Origin of the sequence: Pseudomonas sp. HLG18 (assembly GCF_051903985.1) — a bacterium.
Classification (GTDB): domain Bacteria; phylum Pseudomonadota; class Gammaproteobacteria; order Pseudomonadales; family Pseudomonadaceae; genus Aquipseudomonas; species Aquipseudomonas fluorescens_BT.
Genome location: NZ_CP195831.1, coordinates 4,658,767 through 4,684,315 on the forward strand (window position 1 = coordinate 4,658,767; position 25,549 = coordinate 4,684,315).

22 protein-coding genes are annotated in these 25,549 nt (G+C 58.4%); 17 read left to right on the forward strand and 5 right to left on the reverse strand.

Annotated features, from left to right (window positions below; translation table 11 throughout):
• The first annotated feature begins 406 nt into the window (after positions 1 to 406).
• The 9 genes from betI (at position 407) to yccS (ending at position 13,956) form a co-directional block, all read left to right on the forward strand.
• The gene (gene betI / locus ACSPX5_RS21455; protein ID WP_323159805.1) at positions 407 to 1,000 is read left to right on the forward strand and encodes a transcriptional regulator BetI; all 594 of its coding nucleotides are present in this window, start codon (positions 407 to 409) and stop codon (positions 998 to 1,000) included.
• A gap of 88 nt (positions 1,001 to 1,088) precedes the next feature.
• Positions 1,089 to 2,561 carry a betaine-aldehyde dehydrogenase gene (betB, locus tag ACSPX5_RS21460; RefSeq protein WP_085688619.1) on the forward strand — a complete coding sequence of 491 codons (1,473 nt, stop codon included), beginning with the start codon at positions 1,089 to 1,091 and terminating at the stop codon, positions 2,559 to 2,561.
• Between the two features lie 107 nt (positions 2,562 to 2,668).
• Positions 2,669 to 4,372 carry a choline dehydrogenase gene (betA, locus tag ACSPX5_RS21465; RefSeq protein WP_439820216.1) on the forward strand — a complete coding sequence of 568 codons (1,704 nt, stop codon included), beginning with the start codon at positions 2,669 to 2,671 and terminating at the stop codon, positions 4,370 to 4,372.
• Between the two features lie 193 nt (positions 4,373 to 4,565).
• On the forward strand, positions 4,566 to 6,008 hold the full coding sequence (locus ACSPX5_RS21470; protein WP_169432246.1) for a TldD/PmbA family protein: 1,443 nt from the start codon (positions 4,566 to 4,568) through the stop codon (positions 6,006 to 6,008).
• Complete coding sequence (locus ACSPX5_RS21475) at positions 6,008 to 7,345, forward strand: TldD/PmbA family protein (protein WP_439820217.1); 1,338 nt, start codon at positions 6,008 to 6,010, stop codon at positions 7,343 to 7,345. The genes ACSPX5_RS21470 and ACSPX5_RS21475 overlap by 1 nt, the downstream gene beginning before the upstream one ends.
• A gap of 64 nt (positions 7,346 to 7,409) precedes the next feature.
• Positions 7,410 to 8,849 carry a multidrug transporter subunit MdtD gene (gene mdtD, locus ACSPX5_RS21480; RefSeq protein WP_439820218.1) on the forward strand — a complete coding sequence of 480 codons (1,440 nt, stop codon included), beginning with the start codon at positions 7,410 to 7,412 and terminating at the stop codon, positions 8,847 to 8,849.
• 80 nt (positions 8,850 to 8,929) lie between these two features.
• Positions 8,930 to 10,315 carry an ATP-dependent RNA helicase DbpA gene (gene dbpA / locus ACSPX5_RS21485; RefSeq protein WP_085688634.1) on the forward strand — a complete coding sequence of 462 codons (1,386 nt, stop codon included), beginning with the start codon at positions 8,930 to 8,932 and terminating at the stop codon, positions 10,313 to 10,315.
• Between the two features lie 146 nt (positions 10,316 to 10,461).
• Positions 10,462 to 11,640: an NAD(P)/FAD-dependent oxidoreductase gene (locus tag ACSPX5_RS21490; RefSeq protein WP_439820219.1), complete on the forward strand. Its 1,179-nt coding sequence runs from the start codon at positions 10,462 to 10,464 to the stop codon at positions 11,638 to 11,640.
• Positions 11,641 to 11,772: 132 nt separating this feature from the next.
• The gene (gene yccS / locus ACSPX5_RS21495; RefSeq protein ID WP_439820220.1) at positions 11,773 to 13,956 is read left to right on the forward strand and encodes a YccS family putative transporter; all 2,184 of its coding nucleotides are present in this window, start codon (positions 11,773 to 11,775) and stop codon (positions 13,954 to 13,956) included.
• 84 nt (positions 13,957 to 14,040) lie between these two features.
• Here yccS and ACSPX5_RS21500 read toward each other — a convergent pair whose 3' ends face one another.
• A complete protein-coding gene (locus ACSPX5_RS21500) occupies positions 14,041 to 14,778 on the reverse strand; it encodes a substrate-binding periplasmic protein (protein ID WP_207863761.1) in 738 nt (245 codons plus the stop codon).
• Positions 14,779 to 15,034: 256 nt separating this feature from the next.
• Here ACSPX5_RS21500 and ACSPX5_RS21505 point away from each other — a divergent pair, with 256 nt between their 5' ends.
• Positions 15,035 to 15,487, forward strand: coding sequence for a GNAT family N-acetyltransferase (locus tag ACSPX5_RS21505; RefSeq protein ID WP_169432252.1), 453 nt, complete (start codon positions 15,035 to 15,037; stop codon positions 15,485 to 15,487).
• 115 nt (positions 15,488 to 15,602) lie between these two features.
• Here the strand turns inward: ACSPX5_RS21505 and ACSPX5_RS21510 are convergent, their stop codons facing one another.
• From ACSPX5_RS21510 to ACSPX5_RS21520, 3 genes are read right to left on the reverse strand one after another with little or no spacing between them, the layout of a single operon-like run.
• Positions 15,603 to 15,899 (reverse strand): winged helix-turn-helix domain-containing protein, encoded by a 297-nt coding sequence (locus tag ACSPX5_RS21510; RefSeq protein ID WP_007894945.1) that lies wholly within the window; start codon positions 15,897 to 15,899, stop codon positions 15,603 to 15,605.
• Between the two features lie 25 nt (positions 15,900 to 15,924).
• Positions 15,925 to 16,416, reverse strand: a complete 492-nt coding sequence (locus ACSPX5_RS21515; RefSeq protein ID WP_114886018.1) for a M48 metallopeptidase family protein — start codon at positions 16,414 to 16,416, stop codon at positions 15,925 to 15,927.
• A gap of 40 nt (positions 16,417 to 16,456) precedes the next feature.
• Positions 16,457 to 18,580 carry a putative bifunctional diguanylate cyclase/phosphodiesterase gene (locus ACSPX5_RS21520; RefSeq protein WP_169432253.1) on the reverse strand — a complete coding sequence of 708 codons (2,124 nt, stop codon included), beginning with the start codon at positions 18,578 to 18,580 and terminating at the stop codon, positions 16,457 to 16,459.
• Between the two features lie 332 nt (positions 18,581 to 18,912).
• Between ACSPX5_RS21520 and ACSPX5_RS21525 the strand changes: the two genes are divergently transcribed.
• The 7 genes from ACSPX5_RS21525 (at position 18,913) to ACSPX5_RS21555 (ending at position 23,602) form a co-directional block, all read left to right on the forward strand.
• Positions 18,913 to 19,581: a polysaccharide lyase family 7 protein gene (locus tag ACSPX5_RS21525; RefSeq protein WP_439820221.1), complete on the forward strand. Its 669-nt coding sequence runs from the start codon at positions 18,913 to 18,915 to the stop codon at positions 19,579 to 19,581.
• A 414-nt stretch (positions 19,582 to 19,995) separates the two neighbouring features.
• Positions 19,996 to 20,355 carry a DUF6124 family protein gene (locus ACSPX5_RS21530; protein ID WP_323159797.1) on the forward strand — a complete coding sequence of 120 codons (360 nt, stop codon included), beginning with the start codon at positions 19,996 to 19,998 and terminating at the stop codon, positions 20,353 to 20,355.
• A 294-nt stretch (positions 20,356 to 20,649) separates the two neighbouring features.
• Positions 20,650 to 21,096 (forward strand): hypothetical protein, encoded by a 447-nt coding sequence (locus ACSPX5_RS21535; RefSeq protein ID WP_323159796.1) that lies wholly within the window; start codon positions 20,650 to 20,652, stop codon positions 21,094 to 21,096.
• Between the two features lie 618 nt (positions 21,097 to 21,714).
• Positions 21,715 to 22,134 (forward strand): hypothetical protein, encoded by a 420-nt coding sequence (locus ACSPX5_RS21540; RefSeq protein WP_323159795.1) that lies wholly within the window; start codon positions 21,715 to 21,717, stop codon positions 22,132 to 22,134.
• Positions 22,135 to 22,385: 251 nt separating this feature from the next.
• Positions 22,386 to 22,808, forward strand: a complete 423-nt coding sequence (locus ACSPX5_RS21545; protein ID WP_323159794.1) for a hypothetical protein — start codon at positions 22,386 to 22,388, stop codon at positions 22,806 to 22,808.
• Positions 22,809 to 22,825: 17 nt separating this feature from the next.
• Positions 22,826 to 23,083 (forward strand): hypothetical protein, encoded by a 258-nt coding sequence (locus ACSPX5_RS21550; protein ID WP_323159793.1) that lies wholly within the window; start codon positions 22,826 to 22,828, stop codon positions 23,081 to 23,083.
• 87 nt (positions 23,084 to 23,170) lie between these two features.
• A complete protein-coding gene (locus ACSPX5_RS21555) occupies positions 23,171 to 23,602 on the forward strand; it encodes a hypothetical protein (RefSeq protein ID WP_323159792.1) in 432 nt (143 codons plus the stop codon).
• 848 nt (positions 23,603 to 24,450) lie between these two features.
• Here the strand turns inward: ACSPX5_RS21555 and fba are convergent.
• Complete coding sequence (gene fba, locus ACSPX5_RS21560) at positions 24,451 to 25,515, reverse strand: class II fructose-bisphosphate aldolase (protein ID WP_007959708.1); 1,065 nt, start codon at positions 25,513 to 25,515, stop codon at positions 24,451 to 24,453.
• Positions 25,516 to 25,549: the final 34 nt, after the last annotated feature.

A 25,549-nucleotide genomic window follows, 5' to 3' on the forward strand; every position in this document is an offset into this window, starting at 1 on the left:
GTGCGAGAGAAGAACACAAGGCAACACGGAACCCGACCAATCGGTTAGTTGGCAGCCGACCGGCGGGTGATATAAAGACACCCCGAAAAAAGCCCGAACCTGCAGAGATGGCACCGCGAATCGCCGTCGTGGCCGAGGCATGGACGTTCATCCGAAACCTGGCCTTGAGCGTCTTGCCCATTCAACACGTCCATCGAACGTCGAACCGCGCCTTGCCCCGCGCAGGTTTCGAGCATTTTCGGATGTCGGTTTATCGCCACTTACTCGTAGGAAAAAGCTGTAGGCAGCGACGATTTGTCGCAGATCTTATTCTTTGTTGATTGAACGTTCAATCAAAACAAAATAGACTGGCCCTCAATCCGATAGGCGTTTGTCGTCCGTCGGAAGGCCTAAGGAGATGTGCAAGATGCCCAAGGTCGGTATGCAACCCATCCGCCGCCAACAACTGATCGAAGCCACTTTGCAGGCTGTCGATCAGGTCGGAATGGGGGACGCCAGCATTGCGCTGATCGCCCGTCTGGCCGGTGTCTCGAATGGCATCATCAGTCACTATTTTCAGGACAAGAACGGCCTGATTGCCGCCACGATGCGGTATCTGATGAGCGTCCTCAGCGAGAACGTCACCGCGCGCCGTCAGGCGCTGGCAGACAACAGCCCCCGGGCGCATCTGCAGGTGATCATCGAAGGCAACTTCGACGCCAGCCAGGTCAATGGCCCGGCAATGAAAACCTGGCTGGCCTTCTGGGCCACCAGCATGCACCAGCCGTCTTTGCACAGGTTGCAGCGGATCAACGATCACCGTCTGTATTCCAACCTGTGCTGCGAGTTCCGCCGTGTGTTGCCGCTCGAAGATGCGCGCACCGCCGCCCGTGGACTGGCAGCTCTGATCGACGGCTTGTGGTTGCGCGGCGCGCTGTCGGGAGACGCTTTCGACACCGCGCAGGCGCAACAGATCGCTTACGAATACATGGATTTCCAATTGGCCAAGCAGGTGAGCTAGAGCACAGAGAAAACGCTCGGCCCCTGAACGCCACCGCAGCCTGATCGCGGTGGTCAACGCCAACCACTTATGCACTTGCGAGGACACTATGGCCCGTTTCGAACTGCAAAAACTCTACATCGATGGCGCGTACTCCGACGCCGGCAGCGATGCCACCTTCGAAGCCATCAACCCGGCTAACGGTGAAGTCCTCGCACAAGTGCAACGTGCGACCAAGGAAGACGTCGAGCGTGCTGTAGTCAGCGCCGAAAAGGGCCAGAAGATCTGGGCCGCGATGACCGCCATGGAGCGTTCGCGCATCCTGCGTCGCGCCGTCGACATCCTGCGCGAGCGCAACGATGAACTGGCTGCACTGGAAACCCTGGACACCGGTAAAGCCTTCTCCGAAACCAAATACGTCGACATCGTCACCGGCGCCGACGTGCTGGAATACTACGCAGGCCTGGTACCCGCCATCGAAGGCGAGCAGATCCCGCTGCGTGACACTTCCTTCGTCTACACCCGTCGCGAGCCGCTGGGCGTTGTCGCCGGTATCGGTGCGTGGAACTACCCGATCCAGATCGCCCTGTGGAAATCCGCTCCAGCCCTGGCGGCCGGTAACGCGATGATCTTCAAGCCAAGCGAAGTCACCTCGCTGACCACCCTGAAACTGGCCGAGATCTACACCGAAGCCGGCGTTCCAAACGGCGTGTTCAACGTCCTGACCGGCAGCGGCCGTGAAGTCGGCACCTGGCTGACCGAGCACCCGCGCATCGAGAAAATCTCCTTCACCGGCGGCACCGACACCGGCAAGAAGGTCATGGCCAGCGCTTCGGCTTCGTCGCTCAAAGACGTGACCATGGAACTGGGCGGCAAGTCCCCGCTGATCATCTGCGACGACGCCGACCTGGATCGCGCCGCCGACACCGCCATGATGGCCAACTTCTACAGCTCCGGTCAGGTCTGCACCAACGGCACTCGCGTGTTCGTGCCAAGCCACCTGAAAGCCGCTTTCGAAGCCAAGATCGTCGAGCGAGTTGCCCGCATCCGCGTTGGCAACCCGGAAGACGAAAACACCAACTTCGGCCCGCTGGTCAGCTTCGCGCACATGGAAAACGTGCTGGGCTACATCGCCAAGGGTAAAGAAGAAGGTGCCCGCGTTCTGTGCGGCGGCGAGCGCATGACCGACGGCGAATTCGCCAAAGGCGCGTTCGTGGCACCAACCGTGTTCACCGACTGCACCGACGACATGACCATCGTCCGTGAAGAAATCTTCGGCCCGGTGATGGCGATCCTGACCTACGAAACCGAAGAAGAAGTGATCCGTCGCGCCAACGACACCGACTTCGGCCTGGCCGCCGGTATCGTCACCCGCGACCTGAACCGCGCTCACCGCGTGATTCACCAACTGGAAGCCGGTATCTGCTGGATCAACGCCTGGGGCGAGTCCGACGCAAAAATGCCGGTTGGCGGTTACAAGCAGTCGGGTGTCGGTCGTGAGAACGGCATCAGCTCGCTGAACAACTTCACTCGCATCAAATCGGTACAGGTCGAGCTGGGCGATTACGTCTCGGTGTTCTAAGACCCGCCATTGTGTGCTGCCCGCGAAGCCACCTTCGCGGGCAAGCCCCTTCCCACAAGGGAAGCGCTGGCTGTCTGACCTGACCAACTTCAAAGAGGGTGCATTCAATGTCCCAGGAATTCGATTACATCATTGTGGGTGCCGGTTCTGCCGGTAACACCCTGGCGACCCGTCTGACTGAAGACGAAGGCGTCACCGTCCTGCTGCTCGAAGCGGGCGGCCCGGACTACCGTTTTGACTTCCGCACGCAGATGCCGGCCGCACTGGCCTTCCCGCTGCAAGGTCGTCGCTACAACTGGGCGTACGAAACCGATCCGGAGCCACACATGGACGGCCGTCGCATGGAGTGCGGTCGCGGCAAGGGCCTCGGCGGTTCCTCGCTGATCAACGGCATGTGCTACATCCGCGGCAACGCGATGGACTACGACGGCTGGGCAAAACTGCCAGGCCTGGAAGACTGGACTTACCTCGACTGCCTGCCGTATTTCCGTAAAGCGGAAACGCGCGACATCGGCCCGAACGACTACCACGGTGGCGACGGCCCGGTCAGCGTGACCACGCCGAAGGCAGGCAACAACCCGCTGTTCCACGCCATGGTTGAAGCCGGCGTACAGGCCGGTTACCCGCGCACCGAAGACTTGAACGGCTACCAGCAGGAAGGCTTCGGCCCGATGGACCGCACCGTGACGCCGAAAGGTCGTCGTGCTTCCACCGCCCGTGGTTACCTGGACGTGGCCAAGAAGCGTTCGACCCTGACCATCGTCACTCACGCCCTGACCGACAAGGTTCTGTTCGAAGGCAAACGTGCCATTGGCGTACGTTATCTGGTCGGCGCTGCCGAAGAGCGCGTTGAAGCCCGCGCCCGCAAAGAAGTCATCGTCTGCTCCGGCGCGATCGCTTCGCCGCAACTGCTGCAACGCTCCGGCGTCGGCCCGGCGAAACTGCTGGAAAGCCTCGACATCCCGGTCGTTCACGATCTGCCGGGCGTTGGCGAAAACCTGCAGGATCACCTTGAGCTGTACCTGCAATATGCCTGCACCCAACCGGTCTCGCTCTACCCGTCGCTGCTCTGGTACAACCAGCCGGCCATCGGTGCCGAGTGGCTGTTCAACGGCACCGGTATCGGCGCCAGCAACCAGTTCGAAGCCGGCGGTTTCATCCGTACCCGTCCGGAATTCGAGTGGCCGAACATCCAGTATCACTTCCTGCCAGTGGCGATTAACTACAACGGCAGCAACGGTGTGAAAGAGCACGGCTTCCAGGCGCACATGGGCTCCATGCGCTCGCCGAGCCGCGGTCGCATCCAGGTCAAATCCAAGGATCCGCGCCAGCACCCGAGCATTCTGTTCAACTACATGGCCACCGAGCAGGACTGGCAGGAGTTCCGCGACGGCATCCGCCTGACCCGTGAAATCATGCAACAGCCTGCACTGGACGCCTTCCGTGGCCGTGAAATCAGCCCGGGCATCGAAGTGCAAACCGATGAGCAGTTGGACAAGTTCATCCGCGAGCACGCCGAAACCGCGTTCCACCCGTCCTGCTCGTGCAAGATGGGCACCGACGAGATGGCGGTCGTGGACGGTCAGGGCCGCGTGCATGGCATGCAGGGTCTGCGCGTGGTCGATGCCTCGATCATGCCGATCATCACCACCGGCAACCTCAACGCCCCGACGATCATGATGGCCGAGAAAATCGCCGACAAGATCCGTGGCCGCCAGCCACTGCCGCGCAGCAACGCGCCGTACTATGTCGCTGGCGATGCGCCGGTGAAAGGCAAGGCGCTGCGTGATGTGAGTGCTGTTGCTCAGTAAGTCGTAATACCGGGCGGTGATCGTTCCCATGCAATGTGGGAACGATCAGCCGACTCAAAGCAGTAAATCCTCCTACACCCCCTCTTCACTTGATCCTACCCCCACGCAGGCCTACTCTAGTCCTCGCGCAATCGTTTCACCCCTCCCCGCCGAATCCGCTTCGCCGCTACTCCCATAACAAGGAGGTTCCCTGATGTTCGATTTCCACCCCCAGCTCAAGCAGCGCTTCGCTGCCTTGCGCACGGGCGCCGAGTTTTTTTCCTTGCGGTATGTACGCGAGTCCGGCCAGTACCTGTCGGTGCGCAAGAATGTCGCCGAGCCGCCGAGCCTGAGCCGCGACGAGGGCGCGATGCTCACCGTCCGCGTCAATGGCGTCGAAGCCTACGCCGCGACCAATGACCTGTCGCAACAAGGCCTGCAAGCCGCCCTCGAGCGCGCCGAACAGCAGGCCCGACGGATCAAGCCCCACGCCCTGCTCGACCTGAGCCGGCAGCCGGTCTCCAGCGACCGCGCCGATTACTTTTCACCCAATCTCGAACAACCTTTCCCGTCCCTGAGCGAATGCTTCGAGCTGCTCGGCGCGGAATCCGCCTCGGTGCCAAGGGATGAGCGCCTGGTGAATTGGGAAGTGAGCATCGGCATTACCCACGTCGAACAGATCTACCTGAGCAGCGCCGGGGCCCAATTGCGCCAGGCCCAGCGCTTCGTCTACCCGAGCCTGGACGTCACCGCCTACGACGGCAGCGACAGCCAGACCCGCAGCCTCGGCCGCGAGAACTTCGGCCAGCAAGGCGGCGCCGACGTGATCAGCCGCTGCGGCCTGATCGGCGCCGGCCCGCAAATCGCCGATCAGGCGCTGCAATTGCTGCTCGCGCCCAATACGCCGCAAGGTCCGCGCGATCTGCTGCTGATGCCCGACCAGATGATGCTGCAGATCCACGAATCCATCGGCCACCCGCTGGAGCTCGACCGGATCCTCGGTGACGAGCGCAATTACGCCGGCACCAGTTTCGTCAAAGCCTCGGATTTCGGAAGCCTGCAATACGGCTCGAAACTGCTCAACGTGACCTTCGATCCGGACATCCCCGAAGAACTGGCGAGTTACGGCCACGATGACGACGGCACAGCGGCGAGCAAACAATTCCTGATTCGCGAAGGTCTGCTGGTCCGTCCGTTGGGCGGTGCGCTGTCGCAGTTCCGCGCGGGCCTGGACGGCGTTGCGAACAGCCGCGCCTGCGGCTGGAACCGACCACCGATCGACCGCATGGCCAACCTCAACATCGAGCCGGGAGACCAGTCGCTGGAGCAACTGATCGGCGGCATCGAAAACGGCATCCTGATGAGCACCAACCGTTCGTGGTCGATCGACGACGCGCGGAATAAATTCCAGTTCGGCTGCGAGTGGGGCCAACTGATTGAAAACGGTGAACTCAAGGGCGTGGTCAAAAACCCCAACTACCGGGGCATTTCCGCGCACTTCTGGAAGAGCCTGCGCGCGGTCGGCAACGCCGGTACCACCAGGGTGCTGGGCACGCCGAACTGCGGCAAGGGCGAACCGAACCAGGTGATCCGCGTCGGCCACGCTTCACCGGCCTGCGTGTTCAGCAATGTTGATGTGTTTGGGGGAGACGCCTGATGAGTATTTCCAAGAGCCAGGTCGAGACCTTCAAGGTTCTGGTCAACTGGCTGTGCGATGCCGTGCGCGAGCCGGAACAGTTCACCCTGAGTTACGACGCCGAATCATCGGCCTTCGTACGCTTCAACCACGCCAAGGTGCGTCAGGCCGGGCAAGTGCAACAAGCCGGTATCGGTCTGAAACTGATTGACGACGGGCGACATGCCGACTTGCACATCACCCTATCCGGCGAGCAATCGACCGACCTGCAACGTCTCGCCGAAGGCCTGCAACAACTGCGCGAAACCCTGCCGCTGCTGCCGCAGGATCCGTATCTGCTGCTCAACCACAACGGCTGGCAGAGCCAGAACGTGCAGGAACATCCGCTGCCGGACACCGAGCAGGTTGTCGCTGAAATCGCTCAGGCTGCCGAAGGTCTGGATCTGGTCGGTTTCTATGCCGCAGGCCCGATCAGTCGTGGCTTCGCCAGTTCTTCAGGGGCGTTCGGCTGGCATCAGGCCAACAGTTTCAATTTCGACTTCAGCCTGTTCCACGAGAACGGCGAAGCGGTAAAAGCCAGCTACGCCGGGCACGAGTGGAGCAGCGAAGGTTTCGCCAGACGTTTCCAGCAGGCCCGCGAGCAGCTCGAATTACTCGGTCGACCGTTGCGCACCTTGCCGCCGGGCCAATACCGAGCCTATCTGGCGCCGGCAGCGCTGGAAGAAATCATGGGCATGTTGTGCTGGGGCGGATTCTCCGCCCAGTCGATTGCCAGCAAGAGCAGCCCGTTGCAGAAACTGTATGCCGGCGATCAAGCGTTCAGTCCGCTGGTGTCCCTCGACGAAAAAATCAGCGGCTCGCTGAGCCCGGCGTTCTCCGGTGAAGGTTACCCGCGCAGTGACCTGCGGTTGATCATCGAAGGCAAGGCCGGCGAGCAACTGGTGGGTTCGCGCAGTGCTGCCGAATACGGTTTGGCGGCCAACGGTGCCGGTGGCGGCGAATCGCCGAGCGCACTGAACATGGGCGCCGGTGATCTGCCGCAGGCCGAAATCCTCAAACAATTGGGCACCGGCTTGTACATCAGCAACCTGTGGTACCTGAACTTCTCCGATCAACCGGCGGCGCGACTGACCGGCATGACCCGGTTTGCCACGTTCTGGGTCGAGAATGGCGAGATTCAGGCGCCGGTCAGCACCATGCGTTTCGACGACAGCGCCTACAGTCTGCTGGGTTCGCAGCTGGAAGCGTTGACCGCCGAGCGTGAGTTGTTGCTGTCGGCGAGCACCTACAGTCAGCGCAATACCTCCTCTGCGCTGTTGCCGGGGGCGCTGGTGAGCCGTTTGACCCTGACCCTCTGATACAAATCGTTCCCGCGCCTTGCGCGGGAACGATCACTCACTGCCCCACACCACAAGAGGTTCCATGCCCAACCGCCCGCCTCTCGACGCCATCACCGCCCGCTGGTTGCCATGGGTCGTCGCCATCGCTTTCTTCATGCAGTCCCTCGACGGGACCATCCTCAACACCGCCCTGCCAGCCATGGCTCGGGATCTGGCCGAAGACCCACTGCGAATGCAGGGTGTGGTCATCGCCTACATGCTCACCGTGGCTTTGTTGATTCCGGCATCGGGCTGGATCGCCGACCGCTTCGGCACCAAGAAGATCTTCTTCGGCGCGATCCTGCTGTTCAGCATCGGCTCGCTGCTCTGCGCCCTGTCGAGCAGCCTGACCATGCTGGTCGGCGCCCGGGTCATCCAGGGCCTCGGTGGTGCGCTGATGCTGCCGGTCGGACGCCTGGTGGTGCTGCGCGCCTACCCGCGTTCCGAACTCGTACGAATCATGGGCTTCATCACCATTCCCGGCCTGCTCGGCCCGCTGATCGGCCCGACCATGGGCGGCTGGATGGTGCAGTACCTGACATGGCACTGGATTTTTCTGATCAACCTGCCGGTCGGCGTCATCGGCTGCTATGCGGTGTGGAAGTTCATTCCCGACCTGCGCGGAAGCGAGCGCACACGCTTCGATAGCCTCGGTTTCCTGCTGTTCGGCGCGGCGATGATTCTGATCACCATCGCCATGGAAGGGCTTGGCGAATTGCACCTGCCGCACTTGCGCGTGATGTTGCTGCTGTTCGGTGGCATGGCGTGTCTGGCGGCGTACTGGTTGCGTGCCGGACGTATCGAGAATCCGCTGTTCGCACCTTCGCTGTTCAAGACACGGACGTTTGCGGTCGGAATCATCGGCAACCTGTTCGCCCGCCTGGGCAGCGGCGCGTTGCCGTTTCTGGTGCCGCTGCTGCTGCAGGTGGCGCTGGGCTATTCACCGTCGCAGGCCGGGATGAGCATGCTGCCGCTGGCGGCGGCCGCGATGTTTGCCAAGTGGATGGCGCGACCGCTGATCGAACGCCTCGGTTATCGCATCGTACTCACCGGCAACACGCTGGCGTTGGGGATCATGCTGGCGAGCATGGGCCTGGTCAGCGAGCAGACACCGTATTGGCTGTTGTTGTGCCTGCTGGCGATTCTCGGCGCGATCAACTCGCTGCAATTCACCGCGATGAACACCGTGACCCTGATCGATCTCGACGATGCCAGCGCCAGCAGCGGCAACAGTCTGCTGTCGGTCGTCGCACAGCTGTCGCTGAGTCTCGGGGTGGCCTGCGCCGGTGCCTTGCTCGGCGGCTTCACGGCGGAAATCGGTCATGATGGCGTGGAAACCGTGCTGGGCGCATTCCAGCTGACATTCGTGACGGTGGGTGTCATGGCCATGCTGGCCGCGACGATCTTCTCGCAACTCTCGAAAGAGGACGGCCGGCGCGTCAAACGTCGCGATGAACATCCGGACGAACACATCGAACATTAATCGCTGTTCGTCCAGAACTTTCGAGGAAAGTGGCACGGGGCTGCTACACTGCGCGACATTTTGTTTTGCAGGCCAGTCCCGTGACCACCATCGCCACCGCTTTTAATACTTTGCCGCTGTCCGCCGCCATGCTGGCTAACCTCGACTCCCTCGGTTATGCCCAGATGACGCCGATCCAGGCGCAGAGCTTGCCGGTGATCCTCAAGGGGATGGACCTGATCGCCCAGGCCAAGACCGGCAGCGGCAAGACTGCCGCGTTCGGCATCGGCCTGCTGAACCCGATCAATCCGCGCTACTTCGGTTGCCAGGCGCTGGTCATCTGCCCGACCCGCGAGCTGGCCGACCAGGTCGCCAAGGAAATCCGTCGCCTGGCCCGCGCCGAAGACAACATCAAGGTCCTGACCCTGTGCGGTGGCGTGTCGTTCGGCCCGCAGATCGCCTCGCTGGAGCACGGCGCGCACATCATCGTCGGCACCCCGGGGCGTATCCAGCAGCATCTGCGCAAGGGTTCGCTGGTCCTCGACGGCCTGAACACGCTGATCCTCGACGAAGCCGACCGCATGCTCGACATGGGTTTCTACGACGCCATCGAAGACATCATCGAGCAGACCCCGGCCCGTCGTCAGACCCTGCTGTTCTCGGCGACTTATCCGGTTGGCATCAAGCAACTGGCGTCGAAGTTCATGCGCGATCCGCAAACGGTGAAAGCCGAAGCGTTCCACGACGACACCCAGATCGAACAGCGCTTCTACGAAATTTCACCGGAAGAGCGCATGAGTGCGGTAACCAAGGTCCTGCACCACTTCCGCCCGGCCTCCACCGTGGCCTTCTGCTTCACCAAGCAGCAAGTGCAGGAAACCGTCGATCACCTGACCTCCAAGGGCATTTCCGCCGTCGGCCTGCACGGCGATCTGGAACAGCGTGACCGCGACCAGGTACTGGCGATGTTCGCCAACCGCAGCACTTCGGTACTGGTTGCCACTGACGTTGCCGCACGCGGCCTGGACATCGACTCGCTGGACATGGTGATCAACGTCGAACTGGCCCGCGACTCGGAAATCCACATTCACCGCGTCGGCCGTACCGGTCGTGCCGGCGAGAAGGGCATCGCGGTCAGCCTGGTGGCGCCGTCCGAAGCGCACCGCGCCCAGGCCATCGAACAACTGCAGAAAACCCCGCTGAACTGGGATCAGGTGGACAACCTCAAGTCCCAGGGCGGTGCCCCGCTGCAACCGCCGATGAGCACGCTGTGCATCGCTGGCGGGCGCAAGGACAAGGTGCGTCCGGGCGACATTCTCGGCGCACTGACAGGCGAAGCCGGCATCCCGGGCGCCCAGGTCGGCAAGATCGCGATCTTCGACTTCCAGTCCTATGTGGCCGTTGAACGCACCGTGGTCATGCAGGCGCTGCAGCGTTTGAACAACGGCAAGATCAAGGGTCGCTCGCTGCGCGTTCGGGTCTTGTAAGAACAACGCACGCCCCTGTGGGAGCGAGCCTGCTCGCGATTGCAATCTGTCAGTTGATATCTTTGTGACTGACACACCGCTATCGCGAGCAGGCTCGCTCCCACATTGGTTTCCGGTGAATTTGAATTTTGTGTGAGGACACCGTTTTGCGCTCTACCGAAGTCGTGATCATTGGCGCTGGCGCCGCAGGGTTGATGTGTGCACTGACCGCCGCCGGGCGCGGGCGTCAGGTGATGCTGCTCGACCACGCGAACAAGGCCGGCAAGAAAATCCTGATGTCCGGCGGTGGGCGCTGCAACTTCACCAACCTGTACACCGAGCCGAGCAATTTCCTCTCGCAGAATCCGCACTTCTGCAAATCCGCACTGGCCCGCTACACCCAGTGGGATTTCATCGGCATGGTCGCCAAACACGGCGTGCCGTATCACGAGAAAAAACTCGGCCAGTTGTTCTGCGATAACAAATCCAGCGACATCCTCGGCATGCTGCTGGACGAGTGCGATCAGGTCGGCGTCAACCTGCGCCTGGACACTTCGATCCAGACCATCGAAAAGGTCGAGGGCGGTTACCTGCTCGACACCACCCTCGACCAGATCCAGTGCCAGTCGCTGGTGATCGCCACCGGCGGTCTGTCGATCCCGACGCTGGGCGCGACCGGTTTCGGTTACCAGGTCGCCAAGCAATTCGGCCACGACCTGCTGCCGACCCGCGCCGGCCTGGTGCCGTTCACCATCACCGATCAGCTCAAGGATTTATGCACCGAACTGTCGGGTACATCGGTGGACTGTCTGGTGAGCTGCAACGATCAGAGCTTTCGCGAGAACATCCTGTTCACTCACCGCGGTCTCAGCGGCCCGGCAATTCTGCAGATTTCCTCGTTCTGGGAGCCGGGCGACACGGTCGAAATCAACCTGCTGCCCGATCACGACGCCGCGAGCTGGCTGCAACAGCAAACTGCCGAGCGTCCGAACAGCGAACTGAAAACCCTGCTCGGCGAAATCTTCACCAAGAAGATGGCCAACCTGCTGGCGGACAACTGGTTCGTCTCCAAACCGATGAAGCAGTACACCCACGCCGAACTGGCAGACATCGCCGAGAAGCTCGGCAGCTGGAAAGTCGTGCCGGCCGGCACCGAAGGCTACCGCACCGCCGAAGTCACCCTTGGTGGCGTCGACACCCGCGAAGTGTCGTCCAAGACCATGGAGTCGCTGAAAAGCCCGGGCCTCTACTTCGTCGGCGAAGTGCTCGACGTCACCGGGCATCTGGGCGGTTTCAACTTCCAGTGGGCCTGGGCTTCCGGCTACGCTGCCGCGCAGTACGTCTGACCCAAAGCCATACACAAAACCCTGTGGTGCATGAAAGGAACACTTTTTGCTGCCAGATGTGATCGGCGCCATTGCGTCGGCGTCATTACTGGCTCAATTTAGCGGCATCGCCTCGGAAGGCCTTCGCACTTCATGTCCTCGACCTCGTTTCGTCAGTCTTTGCGGCGCCTGTGGGCGCTGGATAAATTCAGCTACAGCGTGCGGGTGTTCATCGCCCTGACCGGCAGCATGGCGCTGTGTTGGTATCAGGATGAAATGGGGCTGCTGATCCCGCTGTTCCTCGGGATCATCGCCAGCGCCCTGGCCGAGACCGACGACAGTTGGCAGGGCCGCCTCAACGCGCTGGCGGTGACGCTGGTGTGTTTCAGCGTTGCAGCGCTGTCGGTGGAATTGCTGTTCCCCTACCCCATCGTTTTCGTCATCGCCCTGGCACTGGCCAGTTTCGGGCTGACCATGCTCGGCGCGCTTGGCGAGCGTTATGGCGCGATTGCCTCGGCGACCCTGATTCTCTCCGTCTACACCATGATCGGCGTGGACCAGCGCGGTGGCGCGGTCACGGATTTCTGGCACGAACCGATGCTGCTGGTGGCCGGCGCCGCGTGGTACGGCTTGCTGTCAGTGTTGTGGCAGGCGATGTTTTCCAATCAACCGGTGCAGCAGAGCCTGGCGCGGCTGTTCCGTGAGCTGGGTTATTACCTGAAGCTCAAAGCCTCGCTGTTCGAGCCGATCCGTCAGCTGGACGTCGAAGCGCGTCGACTGGAACTGGCCCAACAAAACGGCCGCGTCGTGGCGGCACTGAACAGCGCCAAGGAAATCATTCTCCATCGGGTCGGCAACGGGCGCCCCGGCTCGAAAGTCAGCCGCTACCTGAAGCTGTACTTCCTGGCGCAAGACATCCACGAACGCGCCAGTTCTTCGCACTACCCTTACAACGCCCTGGCCGATGCGTTTTTCCACAGCGACGTGCTGTTCCGCTGCCAACGCCTGCTGCGCCAGCAAGGCAAGGCCTGCCGGGCGCTGGCCGAATCGATCCAGATGCGCCAGCCGTTCATCTACGACGCGAGTTTCGCCGAGGCCCTGAGCGACCTGCACGCCTCCCTCGAACACCTGCGCATCCAGAGCAACCCGGCTTGGCGCGGGCTGCTGCGTTCGCTGCGGGCGCTGGCGGCCAACCTCGGCACCCTCGACCGTTTGCTCAGCGACGCCAGCAACCCCGACGCATTGGCCGATGCCACCGACAGCAGCCTGCTCGACCGCTCGCCACGCAACTTCAAGGATGTCCTGACTCGTCTGCGCACGCAGCTGACGCCAACGTCATTGCTGTTTCGCCATGCCCTGCGCCTGCCGCTGGCGCTGAGCATCGGTTACGGCATGGTGCATCTGATTCACCCGTCGCAGGGTTACTGGATCATCCTCACCACGCTGTTCGTCTGCCAGCCGAACTACGGCGCCACCCGGCGCAAACTCGGCCAGCGGATTCTCGGCACCGCCATCGGCCTGACCATCGCCTGGGCGTTGTTCGATCTGTTCCCGAGCCCGCTGGTGCAGTCGTGCTTCGCCATCGCCGCCGGCGTGGTGTTCTTTACCAACCGCACCACCCGCTACACCGTAGCGACCGCCGCGATCACAATCATGGTGCTGTTCTGCTTCAACCAGGTCGGCGACGGCTACGGGCTGTTCGTGCCGCGCCTGTTCGATACCCTGCTCGGCAGCCTGATCGCAGGCCTGACGGTGATCCTGTTCCTGCCGGACTGGCAGGGTCGGCGCCTGAACAAAGTGCTGGCCAACACCCTGACCTGCAACAGCATCTACCTGCGCCAGATCATGCAGCAATACGCTGCCGGCAAGAGCGACGACCTCGCCTATCGCCTCGCCCGACGCAACGCGCACAACGCCGACGCGGCACTGTCGACCACGCTGGCGAACATGCTGATGGAGCCGGGGCATTTCCGAAAGGAAGCCGACGTCGGCTTCCGCTTCCTGGTGCTGTCGCACACGCTGCTCAGTTATCTGTCGGGCCTTGGCGCGCACCGGGAAACCCAGTTGCCGGCCGACGTGCGTGAGCACCTGATCGATGGGGCCGGGGTGAAACTGGCCAGCAGCATTGACGAGATCGCCCAGGGTCTGGCGAGCAAACAGCCGATTGCGATCCAGAGCGACGAGGAAGAAGCGCTGGCCAACGAGCTTGAGCAGATGCCGGACGAAATCGATGAAGGCCAGCGACTGGTGCAGACACAGCTGGCGCTGATCTGCCGTCAGCTCGGCCCGCTGCGCACGCTGGCGGCGCATCTGATCAAGGACAGCGCCGAGGATTGAGGTGGCCGGACAGGCCTCTTCGTCGGAACGCCGCCCGGAGCAAGCCCGCGAAGAGGCCAGTTCGTGCACTAAAAATCTTTCAGGCTACATCCCGTGCTGCCTGAGCAGCTTGTCATAGCTGCCATCTGCCTTCATCGATGCAATCGCCTTGTCGAACCCGGCCACGATCTGTTCGTGCTCCGGGTTCTTCAGGCTGACCAGAATGTGCAGGCTGTTTTCGCTCAGCGGCTTGGGCAGAAACTCCACCGCGTTGCGCACTTTCGGTGATTCACGGGCCAGGTAATAACGGGCGACGTATTCATCTTCCAGGGTCAGCTTGACCCGATCCGCCGCCAGCATGCGCACGGCCATGGCGAAGTTATGCACAGGGACTTTCTGCAACGCGGTGTCGGCATCGAACGACGCCGAATAGGCATAACCGCGCACCACCGCAATCGGATAGGTGTGCAGTTCCTGCAGGTTGTTGTATTCGATGGGCGTGTCTTTGCGTTTGAGAAAACGCACGCGGTTGAGCAGGTACTCGTCAGAAAACTGCCCCAGCTTCCTGCGCTCGTCGTTGTACCAGGCGTTGACCAGCACGTCGTAACGCCCCTCGCCAACCCCGAGCAGCGCCCGCGCCCACGGCACCTGTTCGTAATCGCTGGCATAGCCGGCCCGGGCCAGGGCCGTGCTGACGATGTCTGTGGCCAGCCCACCGTTGACCAGCGTGTCATCGGTAAAGGGCGGCCAGACGTCGAAGACCAGACGCAGTTTCTCCGCTGCAGCACTTTGAGCCAGCAACAGCAATCCGATCAAAGCGAACGCTCGATGCAATCGCGGCATGCTTGAAAATCCTTAGCGGGCGGGCTGCCCGGCGTGTTTTCAGTCAAAACCCCAAGGCCCCTTACCGGCGAATCCCAGGCCCTAACATTAGCTCATTGAAGCCATTGCACAGCGCTTCCCAGCAGATTACACAAAGATGTCGATGCCGCCAGAAGGGAATGATGGCATTTTGGCCTTTGTCACAGATTTCTCAGCCATACAGACATATTTCGACGCTGCGCTTAGTATCGGGCGACGTAGTTCAAGGAATCGGAAGATGACAATCGAGTGGGTCTGCAAACATCACAGCGATCTGGGACTGGAGCAGTTGTACGCCATTTTGAAATTGCGCTCGGAGGTGTTCGTGGTCGAACAGCGCTGCGCGTATCTGGATCCGGACGGTCAGGATCTGGACGGCGACACCTGCCATTTGATGGGTTGGGAAGGTGATCAGTTGGTGGCGTACCTGCGCCTGCTGGACCCGGAATCCCAGGGTGGCGACGTGGTGATCGGCCGCGTACTGACAGCGCCGGCCGGGCGTGGCAAGGGGTTGGGCCATCAAATGATGGAACAGGCGCTGAAACAGGCCGAGAAGCGTTGGCCTGAAGTGCCGATCTATCTGTCGGCCCAGGCGCATTTGCAGGGGTATTACGGTCGGTACGGGTTTGTCGTGGCGGGTGAGGAGTATCTGGAGGATGACATTCCGCACATCGGGATGCGGCGTTCCTGAAGTCCCCATCGCGAGCAGGCTCGCTCCCACATTTGATTGCATTCCGACTGAAGGAATCGTGTCTTTTGTGGGAGCGAGCCTGCTCGCGATGGCGCCAGCCAAAGCACTGCAAGACTTAGGGATACTCAAGCACCGCTTTTATCTGCCGCAAATTCCGCTCGATCCACCCCCGGTCAATCGCCCCCCACTCGCGAATCCGATAGCGCCCCGCATGATTGCGCGCGCCTTCTTCCTGTTCGAACTCGCAGACGATATCCAGATCCGCCAGCGCCGCAATGGTGTCCTGCGCCGTGCGCCGGGGCATGCCGGTGACCTCGGTCAGCGCCGGCACGCTGCTGGCCAGGCCGCTGTCGATCAGGTACGCCACGTACAAGCGCCGGTAGAAACTGCTCTTGGTCTTGCTCACGTCCATGCATGCACTCCGTTTTTTTGATTTTTTATTGCATGTCCCGCCACGTCAGGTACACCCGCAGATCGAACTCGATCTGGTGATAGCCCGGCAGCATGTGCTCACATAATTTATAGAACGCCTTGTTGTGATCCGACTCCTTGAAGTGCGCCAGTTCGTGCACGACGATCATCTTCAAAAACTCAGGCGCGGCCTCCTTGAACAGCGAGGCGATACGAATCTCTTTCTTGGCCTTGAGCTTGCCGCCCTGCACCCGCGAGACCGTGGTGTGCAGGCCGAGGGCGCGGTGGGTCAGGTCGAGGCGGTTGTCGAACAGGACCTTGTCGATGGCAGGGGCGTTGCGCAGGTATTCCTGTTTCAGGTCCAGCGCGTAGCCGTACAAGGCTTTGTCGCTCTGCACATCGTGGCGGCCCGGATAGCGTTGGCTCAGGTAATCACCGAGGCGATCCTCGGCAATCAATTGGCGCACCTGATCCTGCAATTGCGCGGGATAGGCCTGGAGGTATTTCAACGCAGTCATGGGCGGCACGGGTCATGAAAAGGCCGCCAGTGTAGCGAATTCAACCGGCCAGCGCGCTCCAGTCGAAGGGCTCGGCAAAGCGCGTGGCGTCCTCGGCGACCAACGGCCGCGCCACCAGGAATCCTTGCACGTACTCGCAACCATGGGCTTGCAGCCATTGGTATTGCTCGATGGTTTCAACGCCTTCGGCAATCACCAGCAACCCGTACTCCTTGCTCAGCGCAATGACGTTGCGTACCAGCGAAGCGTCCCGGGTCGAGTGGGGCAATCGGGCGATCAAGTGGCGATCGAGCTTGAGCGTATCCAGCTCCAGATCCCGCAAATGCGAAACCGAACAGGAGCCGGAGCCGAAATCGTCCAGCGCCACCCGCACCCCGAGATTGCGCAGCAACTTCAGCTGCTTGCGGGTCTCGTCAGGATTGACCGTCAGCGCCTCTTCGGTCACTTCCACTTCCATCTGGCGTGGCTGCAATCCATGGCGTTCCAGCACCTGACGCAATTCGGTCACCAGATTCGGCAGGCCGAACTGGGTGTTGCTCAGGCTGACGCCGATGACCAGATCCTTGGAGAACTCAGCCTCCCAGGCCTTACGTTGTCCGGCACTGCGATGATAGATCCAGCTGCCGAGCCGGCTGATCAGCGTCGCCTCTTCCAGCAACGGCAGGAACAGCCCCGGCGGTACATCGCCGACACTCGGATGCTGCCAGCGCAGCAACGCCTCGAAACCGCGAATTCTGCCGTCACCCACCGCCACCTGCGGTTGATAGACCAGATTGAAATCACGGTTCTCGATAGCGGTTCGCACACTCTCTTCCAGCATCAGCCGCGAGCGGGCGCGGCCGTTCATTTCGTGATCGTAGAAGCGATATTGCTGACGCCCGGCGCGCTTGGCTTCGTACATGGCGATGTCCGAAGCACGCATCAAGCCGTCGAGGTTGTTGCCGCAGTCCGGATACGTGGCGATGCCAATGCTCGCACCCAGAGCGATATCCAGCCCTTCAATCTGCTGACAGATCGACACCCGCTCGATGAGTTTCTCGGCAATCTTCGCCGCCTGCTCGGGAAACTCCAGATCCAGCAGCGCGGTGAACTCATCGCCGCCCATCCGCGCCAGAATATCGAACGGCCGCAGGCAGGCTTTCAATTGTTCGGAGACCCAGCGCAACACTCGGTCCCCGGCATCATGGCCGAGGGAATCGTTAACCCTTTTGAAGCCGTCGAGATCGAGGTACATCAGCACCCAACTGCTGTCCGTGCGTTCGCCGCGCAGCAGCAGGTTTTCCACGGTCTGGTAGAAACCCCGGCGGTTGAGCAACCCGGTCAGCGGATCGGTGACGGCCTGGAATTCGAGCTGTTGATGCAGATGACGCACCACCGACATGTCCAGCACCGTCACCACCATCGCGTGCTGTTCGCTCGGCAGCGGCGCGCAGGACAGGGCCACCGGCACCTGCTGGCCCGGCGCGGTGCGCAGCAAGGCGTCGTGTAAACGCAGCGTCTCACCGCGTTTGTAACTGGCGTAGAACTCGGAATCGGCCCACAGCGGAATGTGCGGTTTCTGCAGGAAATCGAGAAACTCCTGCCCTTCCAGCTCCTTCACCGGCGCATTGAGCAACCGGGAAATCGCCGGGTTGGCGAAACGGATCAAACCATCCTCGGCCAGCACCAGAATGCCTTCGGCGGCGTTATCCAGCACCGACGCATTGAAGGCCCGCGCCGATTCCAGATCCTGGCTCAGGCGCTGCAACGCCCGGCGGTTGCGCTGGTGCTCCAGCAACGCCTGGACCTTGGGCTTTAGAATCTGTGGGTCGAAGGGTTTGAACAGGTAATCCACCGCACCGCTGGCATAGCCCTTGATCACGGCGTCCTGGGACTGCTCGTTGGCGGTGAGGAATATGATCGGCGTCAGCCGCGTGCGCTGGCTGCCACGCATCAGGCGTGCGACTTCGAAACCGTCCATGCCCGGCATCTGTACATCCAGCAGCACCAGATCGACGTCGTGTTCGAGCAACAGGCTGAGGGCTTCGAAGCCGGAAGCCGCGGTCATGACCTGCCAGTCCTGGCGCTGCAGCAACGCGCGCATGCTGATCAGATTTTCAGGGTAATCATCAACGATCAAAAGGACTGAGCTGCCTTCACCTGGCGTGGGTTGCGCGCATTCCATGCTGCTTCTCTTGTCGGGACATCCAATCGGGACGCGGCCGGTTCTCGTGAAAACCGTACAGTTACTGAGCCTTCACTCTAGTCCTGGATCCGAAAAAGCAGTAGCTGTCATCAGGCCATCATTTAACCAAACCGGTGAGTAGCCGACTAACGGTCATCGCTGCAGCCCCCGAAAACCGGGAAACATGGCATTTCGACAGGATGTTGACGCCAATCATCCGCCAGACGGCCGTTAACAAAAAATCCCTCTACGCTTATAAAGGCCGCCCCCAAGAGGCGCGGGCTAGAGCTTCTGGCACGCGCGTGCAAGAGAAATAGAGTGGAAGAACCGACATGATCGACCTCGCAACCTGGAACCTCAGCGTTCCCGTTGGCAGCCCGCCCTACACCGTCGAAACCTCCAAACTGGTGAACGGCTTCAAGGATCAGTACTTCCATTCCGACACCGGCACCCTGTTCTTCTGGTCCCCGGTGACCGGCTCGAAAACCGAAAACGCCATCTACCCGCGCACCGAACTGCGCGAGACCTACAGCAATGGAACGCTGCGCAACTGGTATTACCCCGACGCCGACAACCTGCTGCGCGCGACCCTTTCGGTCAACAAGGTGCCCAGCTCGGGCAAGATCGTCATCGGGCAGATTCATGCGTATGAAAGTCAGAAACCGCTGGTGAAGCTTGAGTATCAGTACAAGAGCAAACTGGACTCCGGCAACCTGGTGATCAAGGTGCGGATGCATCCGGATGATGACGAAGGCCGGGTGATTACCCTGGCGACCGGAATCAAACTCGATCGCGAGTTCAATTACCTGATTCACCTGAGCCCCGGTGGTGCGCTGGGTATCAGTGCGGCGGGGTATCAGTGGGACTCGCAGATCAGCGCGACGTGGCGCAACAAACCGTTGTATTTCAAGGCGGGCGTGTATGTGCAGGACAACACCGGGTACACCAGCGAGGGTGGGCAGGTGACGTTCTCAAAACTGGACATTGACCACGACAAATAACCTGTGGGAGCTGCGGTGCGTCGATTCGACTTTCCAGCGATGGCGCCAGTAGCAGCACCTGCATTAAACGGTCATGTTTAAACCAGCCCGGCGTAACTTCCCGAAGCCTACAACGTCTTGCGTCGCTGCCTACCGGTACGCCAGAATCCGCCGGCTTGTGCGCCTGGAGGGCCGTCGGTACCTTGATTCGGGTCACTGATTCGCAGTGATCGGGTTTAGTAGCCTGTGGTTTCAAGCTTGGTGCATAAGCATCTGTCAGTCAGGAATTTCAATTCCTGCACTCGATGGCGACTGTGCGCAGGGCACCCTCGGGTGCGCCGGCTTGCTCGAAACCCCGGTCTACTAACCTGCGTACAGTTGCCTCCACTTTGATTAGTAGCCAGAGCGGGGGCACTCCAATCAGGTTTCGAGCAAATGACTAAATCAACGCCTCATCCGCCAGAATCCGATCTGGCCTCCCCCTACGATTCCCTCGACCCCAAAAAACTCAACGAAGCCGCCGAACGCGCCCTCGACCACTACCTCTGCCCCGGCGCCCGCATCATGGCCACGGCCAACGAACCCGACCGCATGTACTTCGCCAACCCCGCCTACAGCACCGAATCCCTGCTGGTCAACGCCAGCGAAACCCTCGGCTGCGCCAGCGAAATGCTCAACAACTTCGCCGCGATACTGCCGGCATCCCACCGCAAAACCGCGCTGGGTATCGCGCAAGTGGTGATGCTCGGGGAACTGGCGGTGAATCAGGCGCTGGATAACGTGGAGCCGAAATGAAGGCTACACAGCCCACTTAAATCCATTCCCTCCGCTGTTTAGACTTCAAAACAGATTCATACTTCAAATACAAAACGCCCGGCACTCAGCACCGGGCGTTTTTTCTCAGCATGGAAATGGATGTGGACACCCACCGCTTTAGGTTGCCGAACTCCCTGCGACCATACAAAACCGAATAAAAATTAATTAATTGAGTCAAGCATCGTCTAAAAAACTGTCAACTTTGACAGTAGACACACTCTCACCTTCCGACAAGAATTAACTACAAGATTTACAAAAAAAAGAGTTATCACTATGCCCATCTATAAAGTTCTACCTCCAATGGAACTAATCCATGGCACCTCCGCTAGTGCCAACACCCCTTTTCAAGAATCGATTATTGGCATTGACAAAACCAACCCGCAGTGTGCGGACTATATTATCAACAACAGAACCTACGCCACCCATTCCAAGCTGTTCGGCCTGATGGTTCGCACTCCACCACTACAACAAATTCAAAAGGGCTTCACTGCTGAATTTTATATAGACAACACGACACTAGGCCAAAGTGCAAACAACCTGTCATTTCAGTTAACCCTAAATAGTGACTGGTCGGGTGCCATAATGCTTCCACCATCAGAAATGCAAAAAATAGGAGTAGGGGTCTGGGATTGTTATGGAACGATTACCTCACTTGCTAGCCAGCCGGTGCAGACCATATATGTAACACAATCTAGGCTTGTTCAAGTCACCTCACCATAACCCTGAAAAACAATAAAACACACAAACCCATTAAATGGAAGACTCAACATAAATCACCAACTGCACCTCTCAAAAGCATAAGCTGTTTTTTAATACTATCGAGGGATTAAAATGACAACTTTTACTGCGCTTCCACCCATACCTACATTTCCGGCCACATCCACAATATCGAAACTTTCGATCTTGGGAGCCTCAGTTCCACCACCCAACATTGGCGTGGGGCTGCCTCCATTGCTTCTAACAACTATCAACTATTTACAACTCCAAATCCACTTTCACATCAACACTCGCGAGGACGACACATTTGAAATATATATGGACCTTACAGGTTCAACGCCCTCGACTACCCCAGTAGCAAAAACCAAGAATCTTTATGCGGGCCTGCTGAATAATAAAATAACGAATGAAAACGGAAAAATGATAATGGAACCAAACTTTGTTCCTCCTCCTGGCAAGTATGATGTCTATTACATTCAAACAAACACACTCGGAAACGTTGTAGTGAGTTCCTTAAGCAGCCAATGCACTGTTACATGATTCAACCATGAGCGACAGGCATAGAAATCAGATTTTAATCGCACGAGCAGACTAGATAATCTCAATAGAGGAATTCCTCCAATGGCTACCCCAACCCTTCGCCCGATTTCGATTGGCCAAGCACCAAGACTAGCTGCCCCGAATTTTCGCCCACCGCCATTTTTTACTCAAAACTCATTCGCCGACATATTCAACAATCAGCCTATAAACATAATAATTCCACGCCATTCAAGCTGGGTAGTTAGTGACATAATAAATATTTATCAAGATCGGCTACCCTTGGCCGGAAACCCAAGCTCAATGCCCATCGCAACAATTCCTGTGGCAATCGACCCGATAACTGGGGGCGTAGCAACAGAAACCATTTATACAATTAACAATCTAGACGCGAGAAAAATGCTTGATAGTGTTTTTGAGTTAAACTGCGAAAGCGGTTCAAAAAATGCTCCGCACGTATATCACTTAGCACTTCAGTTCGGCGTCACCTTCATTACGAAATAAAAGTGACGCAACATCTAAATTTCGTCCACCAATCGAATATCAAATGTTCGCAACCGTTCTCTATTCAGCTCGGCGCCGTCCATCAATTCAATCCGCGAGATTAAATATTTACATGCAGACTTATGAAAAAACGAAATAACCGAGGAGAAGAAATCGAATTAATATTCTAAAAAACTGTAATTTCTGACAGTAGTACAACATCAAGAAAGCTAGAAAAATCAAGTCTCAGCAAACAAAATGGAGTTATAAAAATGGCAACTATTTATGCGCCGGATTCAACCATCATTAATCAAGGCCCAGTTATTTTCCCGTCCGCACCACCGCCTCCGACACCTGTACAGCCTACTCAGGGGGTTGCGTGGGTTCCGCTGGGGTGGTTGCTTTTTTTTGGGGCAAAAGGACAAATTGCGCGCAAGGCAACCCTTAGAGCTGTCGACATGCAGGGAGGCACAATAGAAGTTCTCGAAGAAGCCACTGGGGCCGTTACAAAAGTTGATGCGAAGACGAACAGAATTTATATATACGCACCTTATTCCACAATTAACAACTATGAAATCTACAACAACAACATGTACAACCCATACGTTAATGCACCAGGATCAACTTTTAACGTTTTGGGCAGAAAACTAGATACAACCTTACCCATTATCGCGATCACAAATCAAACAAACTAAATACTGGACCATCCATCATGCAAACTACCAACTTTCTAGGCTTCAATCTCGCCCTCGAAGTGGGCGACACAGTTACATTCCAAACAAGCACGAGCATATACGAAGACGTAAAACTAGTAAGCTTTGATAGAAAAGCTGGAGCTTTTATCGCTCAAGGAGCATCAACCGCAGGCAGGCCCCGTGCTTTTTTAGTGAAAGATTGTACTTTCCTTTTACCTGCTGATTTCACCACGCCATCTTTCTTAAGGCCGGTGGATGTTCTGGTTCTGGGTTAGTCCAGAAAACTTTCAAACTGGCAATACAGCCCCATGGCCTTGTGATTGTCTTTTAAATTACGAACGTGGGGCTGAGTTGAGGGCCTTATGGCATTCATTTCCAGAGCTTCAAAAATCTTTGTTTCACCTGACCCCGGTGACATACTTGAGATACGTACCTCACAAGGTACTTTTACAGCGATCGATATCTGGGCCGACCCCACGACAAAGGAGGTGCACATTGAAACACTCGATAAAAAAATTTACAACCTCTCTATCTACGAGATTAACAGCATCGTACATATAGAGTCATACGCACCAATCTTTCTCACACCGATTCAACTCGAAGATGGATCTATTTCTAGCTATATATCCACATCCGGCGAATCAACAATCAACATCTACAACTTCCATCAAGATCCAGGAGGTGATATCTCTTATGCTGGCGTAGTCCCCATCTACCGATCAGCCTTCATCTCAAGCAAGACTAGAACATATAACGCTGAACGAGCCAGAGTATGGTTGCAAAAACGGCAGTGATGCTTGATGCAACCTTAACAACCAATTAAACCGCATATGATAAATTGCTATTTACGATAGCAATAACCCCACCACCCTAGCATCAACGCTGCTAAGGAAAACTATTCATTACTCGGACAAAAATCATGACCTATCGATACCTGACTATGAACAACATACTCCTAACCGGATCAATCTTGTTCTCTTGCACAATTATCCAAGCCAATGCTGCCTGCGACTCTACTAGCCCGGCAGCCTTGTCAGCACTTAATCAGTATATTGGTGTGCCATTTGGTACCAATGGCGCTACGGAGGCAAATATCAAAGCAATCACAGGTGCATCGGCATCATGGGTAAGCCGGGGTGATAACAGAGGGTTGTACCCCACCCCTTATAACTTGATTCCTGATCGCGTTCATATCAACGTTCACTCATCGGGATTGGTAGTCGCGATCGCGTGCGGTCAATAATCAGGTACCTGCACTCGACAACCCTTAGAGAGAAGGTAGATTTATTAATCAGCTAATCGCCAAAAAATCTGCCTTCATTTTTTCTGGAATACAATTGATCAGGCGATCCGTACAGACTTCCGGGACCATATGTGGCTGGACTTGGACCTCTTTGGATAAGACTTACGCATTGAGCAAAAGGGAACGGATTTTTTAACCGCCAGCCTCACACTAAAACTGCTACAAGCTGCGCAGACGATGAAAATATCACCCATATCGGACTTATGGCCAATCCAATCCAGATTTTGTCCGTTACAGGTGACATTTCACCCAACAGAAATATGAGCTTGCCATGAAAATTCAGGCAAAAAGAAACCCGCCTCACGGCGGGTTTCTTTTAAATCAGCTCAACACCCAGTCTCAATTGACCTTGGCGTTCAACTCACCCTTCAGATAACGCTGATACATGCTTTCCAGCGAGATCGGCTTGATCTTCGATGCGTTGCCGGCAGTGCCGAATGCTTCGTAACGAGCGATACATACATCGCGCATGGCCTTGACGGTTTCGCCGAAGAATTTACGTGGGTCGAATTCGCTCGGGTTGGTGGCCATCAGGCGACGCATGGCGCCGGTGGATGCCAGGCGCAGGTCGGTGTCGATGTTGACCTTGCGCACGCCGTGCTTGATGCCTTCGACGATTTCTTCAACCGGTACGCCGTAGGTTTCTTTGATGTCGCCGCCGTACTGGTTGATGATCGCCAGCCACTCTTGTGGTACCGACGAGGAACCGTGCATCACCAGGTGGGTGTTCGGGATGCGTTTGTGGATTTCCTTGATGCGGTCGATGGCCAGCACGTCGCCGGTAGGCGGCTTGGTGAACTTGTAGGCGCCGTGGCTGGTGCCGATGGCGATGGCCAGGGCGTCGACCTGAGTCTTCTTGACGAAGTCAGCGGCTTCTTCCGGGTCGGTCAGCATCTGGCTGTGGTCCAGAACGCCTTCGGCGCCGATGCCGTCTTCTTCACCGGCCATGCCGGTTTCCAGCGAACCCAGGCAGCCCAGCTCGCCTTCTACCGAAACGCCGCAGGCGTGAGCCATGGCCACGGTTTGTTGGGTTACGCGGACGTTGTATTCGTAGTCGGTCGGGGTCTTGCCGTCTTCGCCGAGGGAGCCGTCCATCATTACCGAGCTGAAGCCCAGTTGGATCGAGCGCTGGCAGACGTCAGGGCTGGTGCCGTGGTCCTGGTGCATGCACACCGGGATGTGCGGGAACTCTTCGATCGCCGCCAGGATCAGGTGACGCAGGAACGGGGCGCCGGCGTATTTGCGGGCACCGGCCGAAGCCTGAACGATCACCGGGGAGTCAGTCTTGTCAGCGGCTTCCATGATGGCGCGCATCTGCTCAAGGTTGTTGACGTTGAAGGCTGGAACGCCGTAGCCGAACTCGGCTGCGTGGTCCAGCATCTGGCGCATGCTGATAAGTGCCATTGTGTGTGTCTCTCCCGGTTTGGGTCGTTAATCG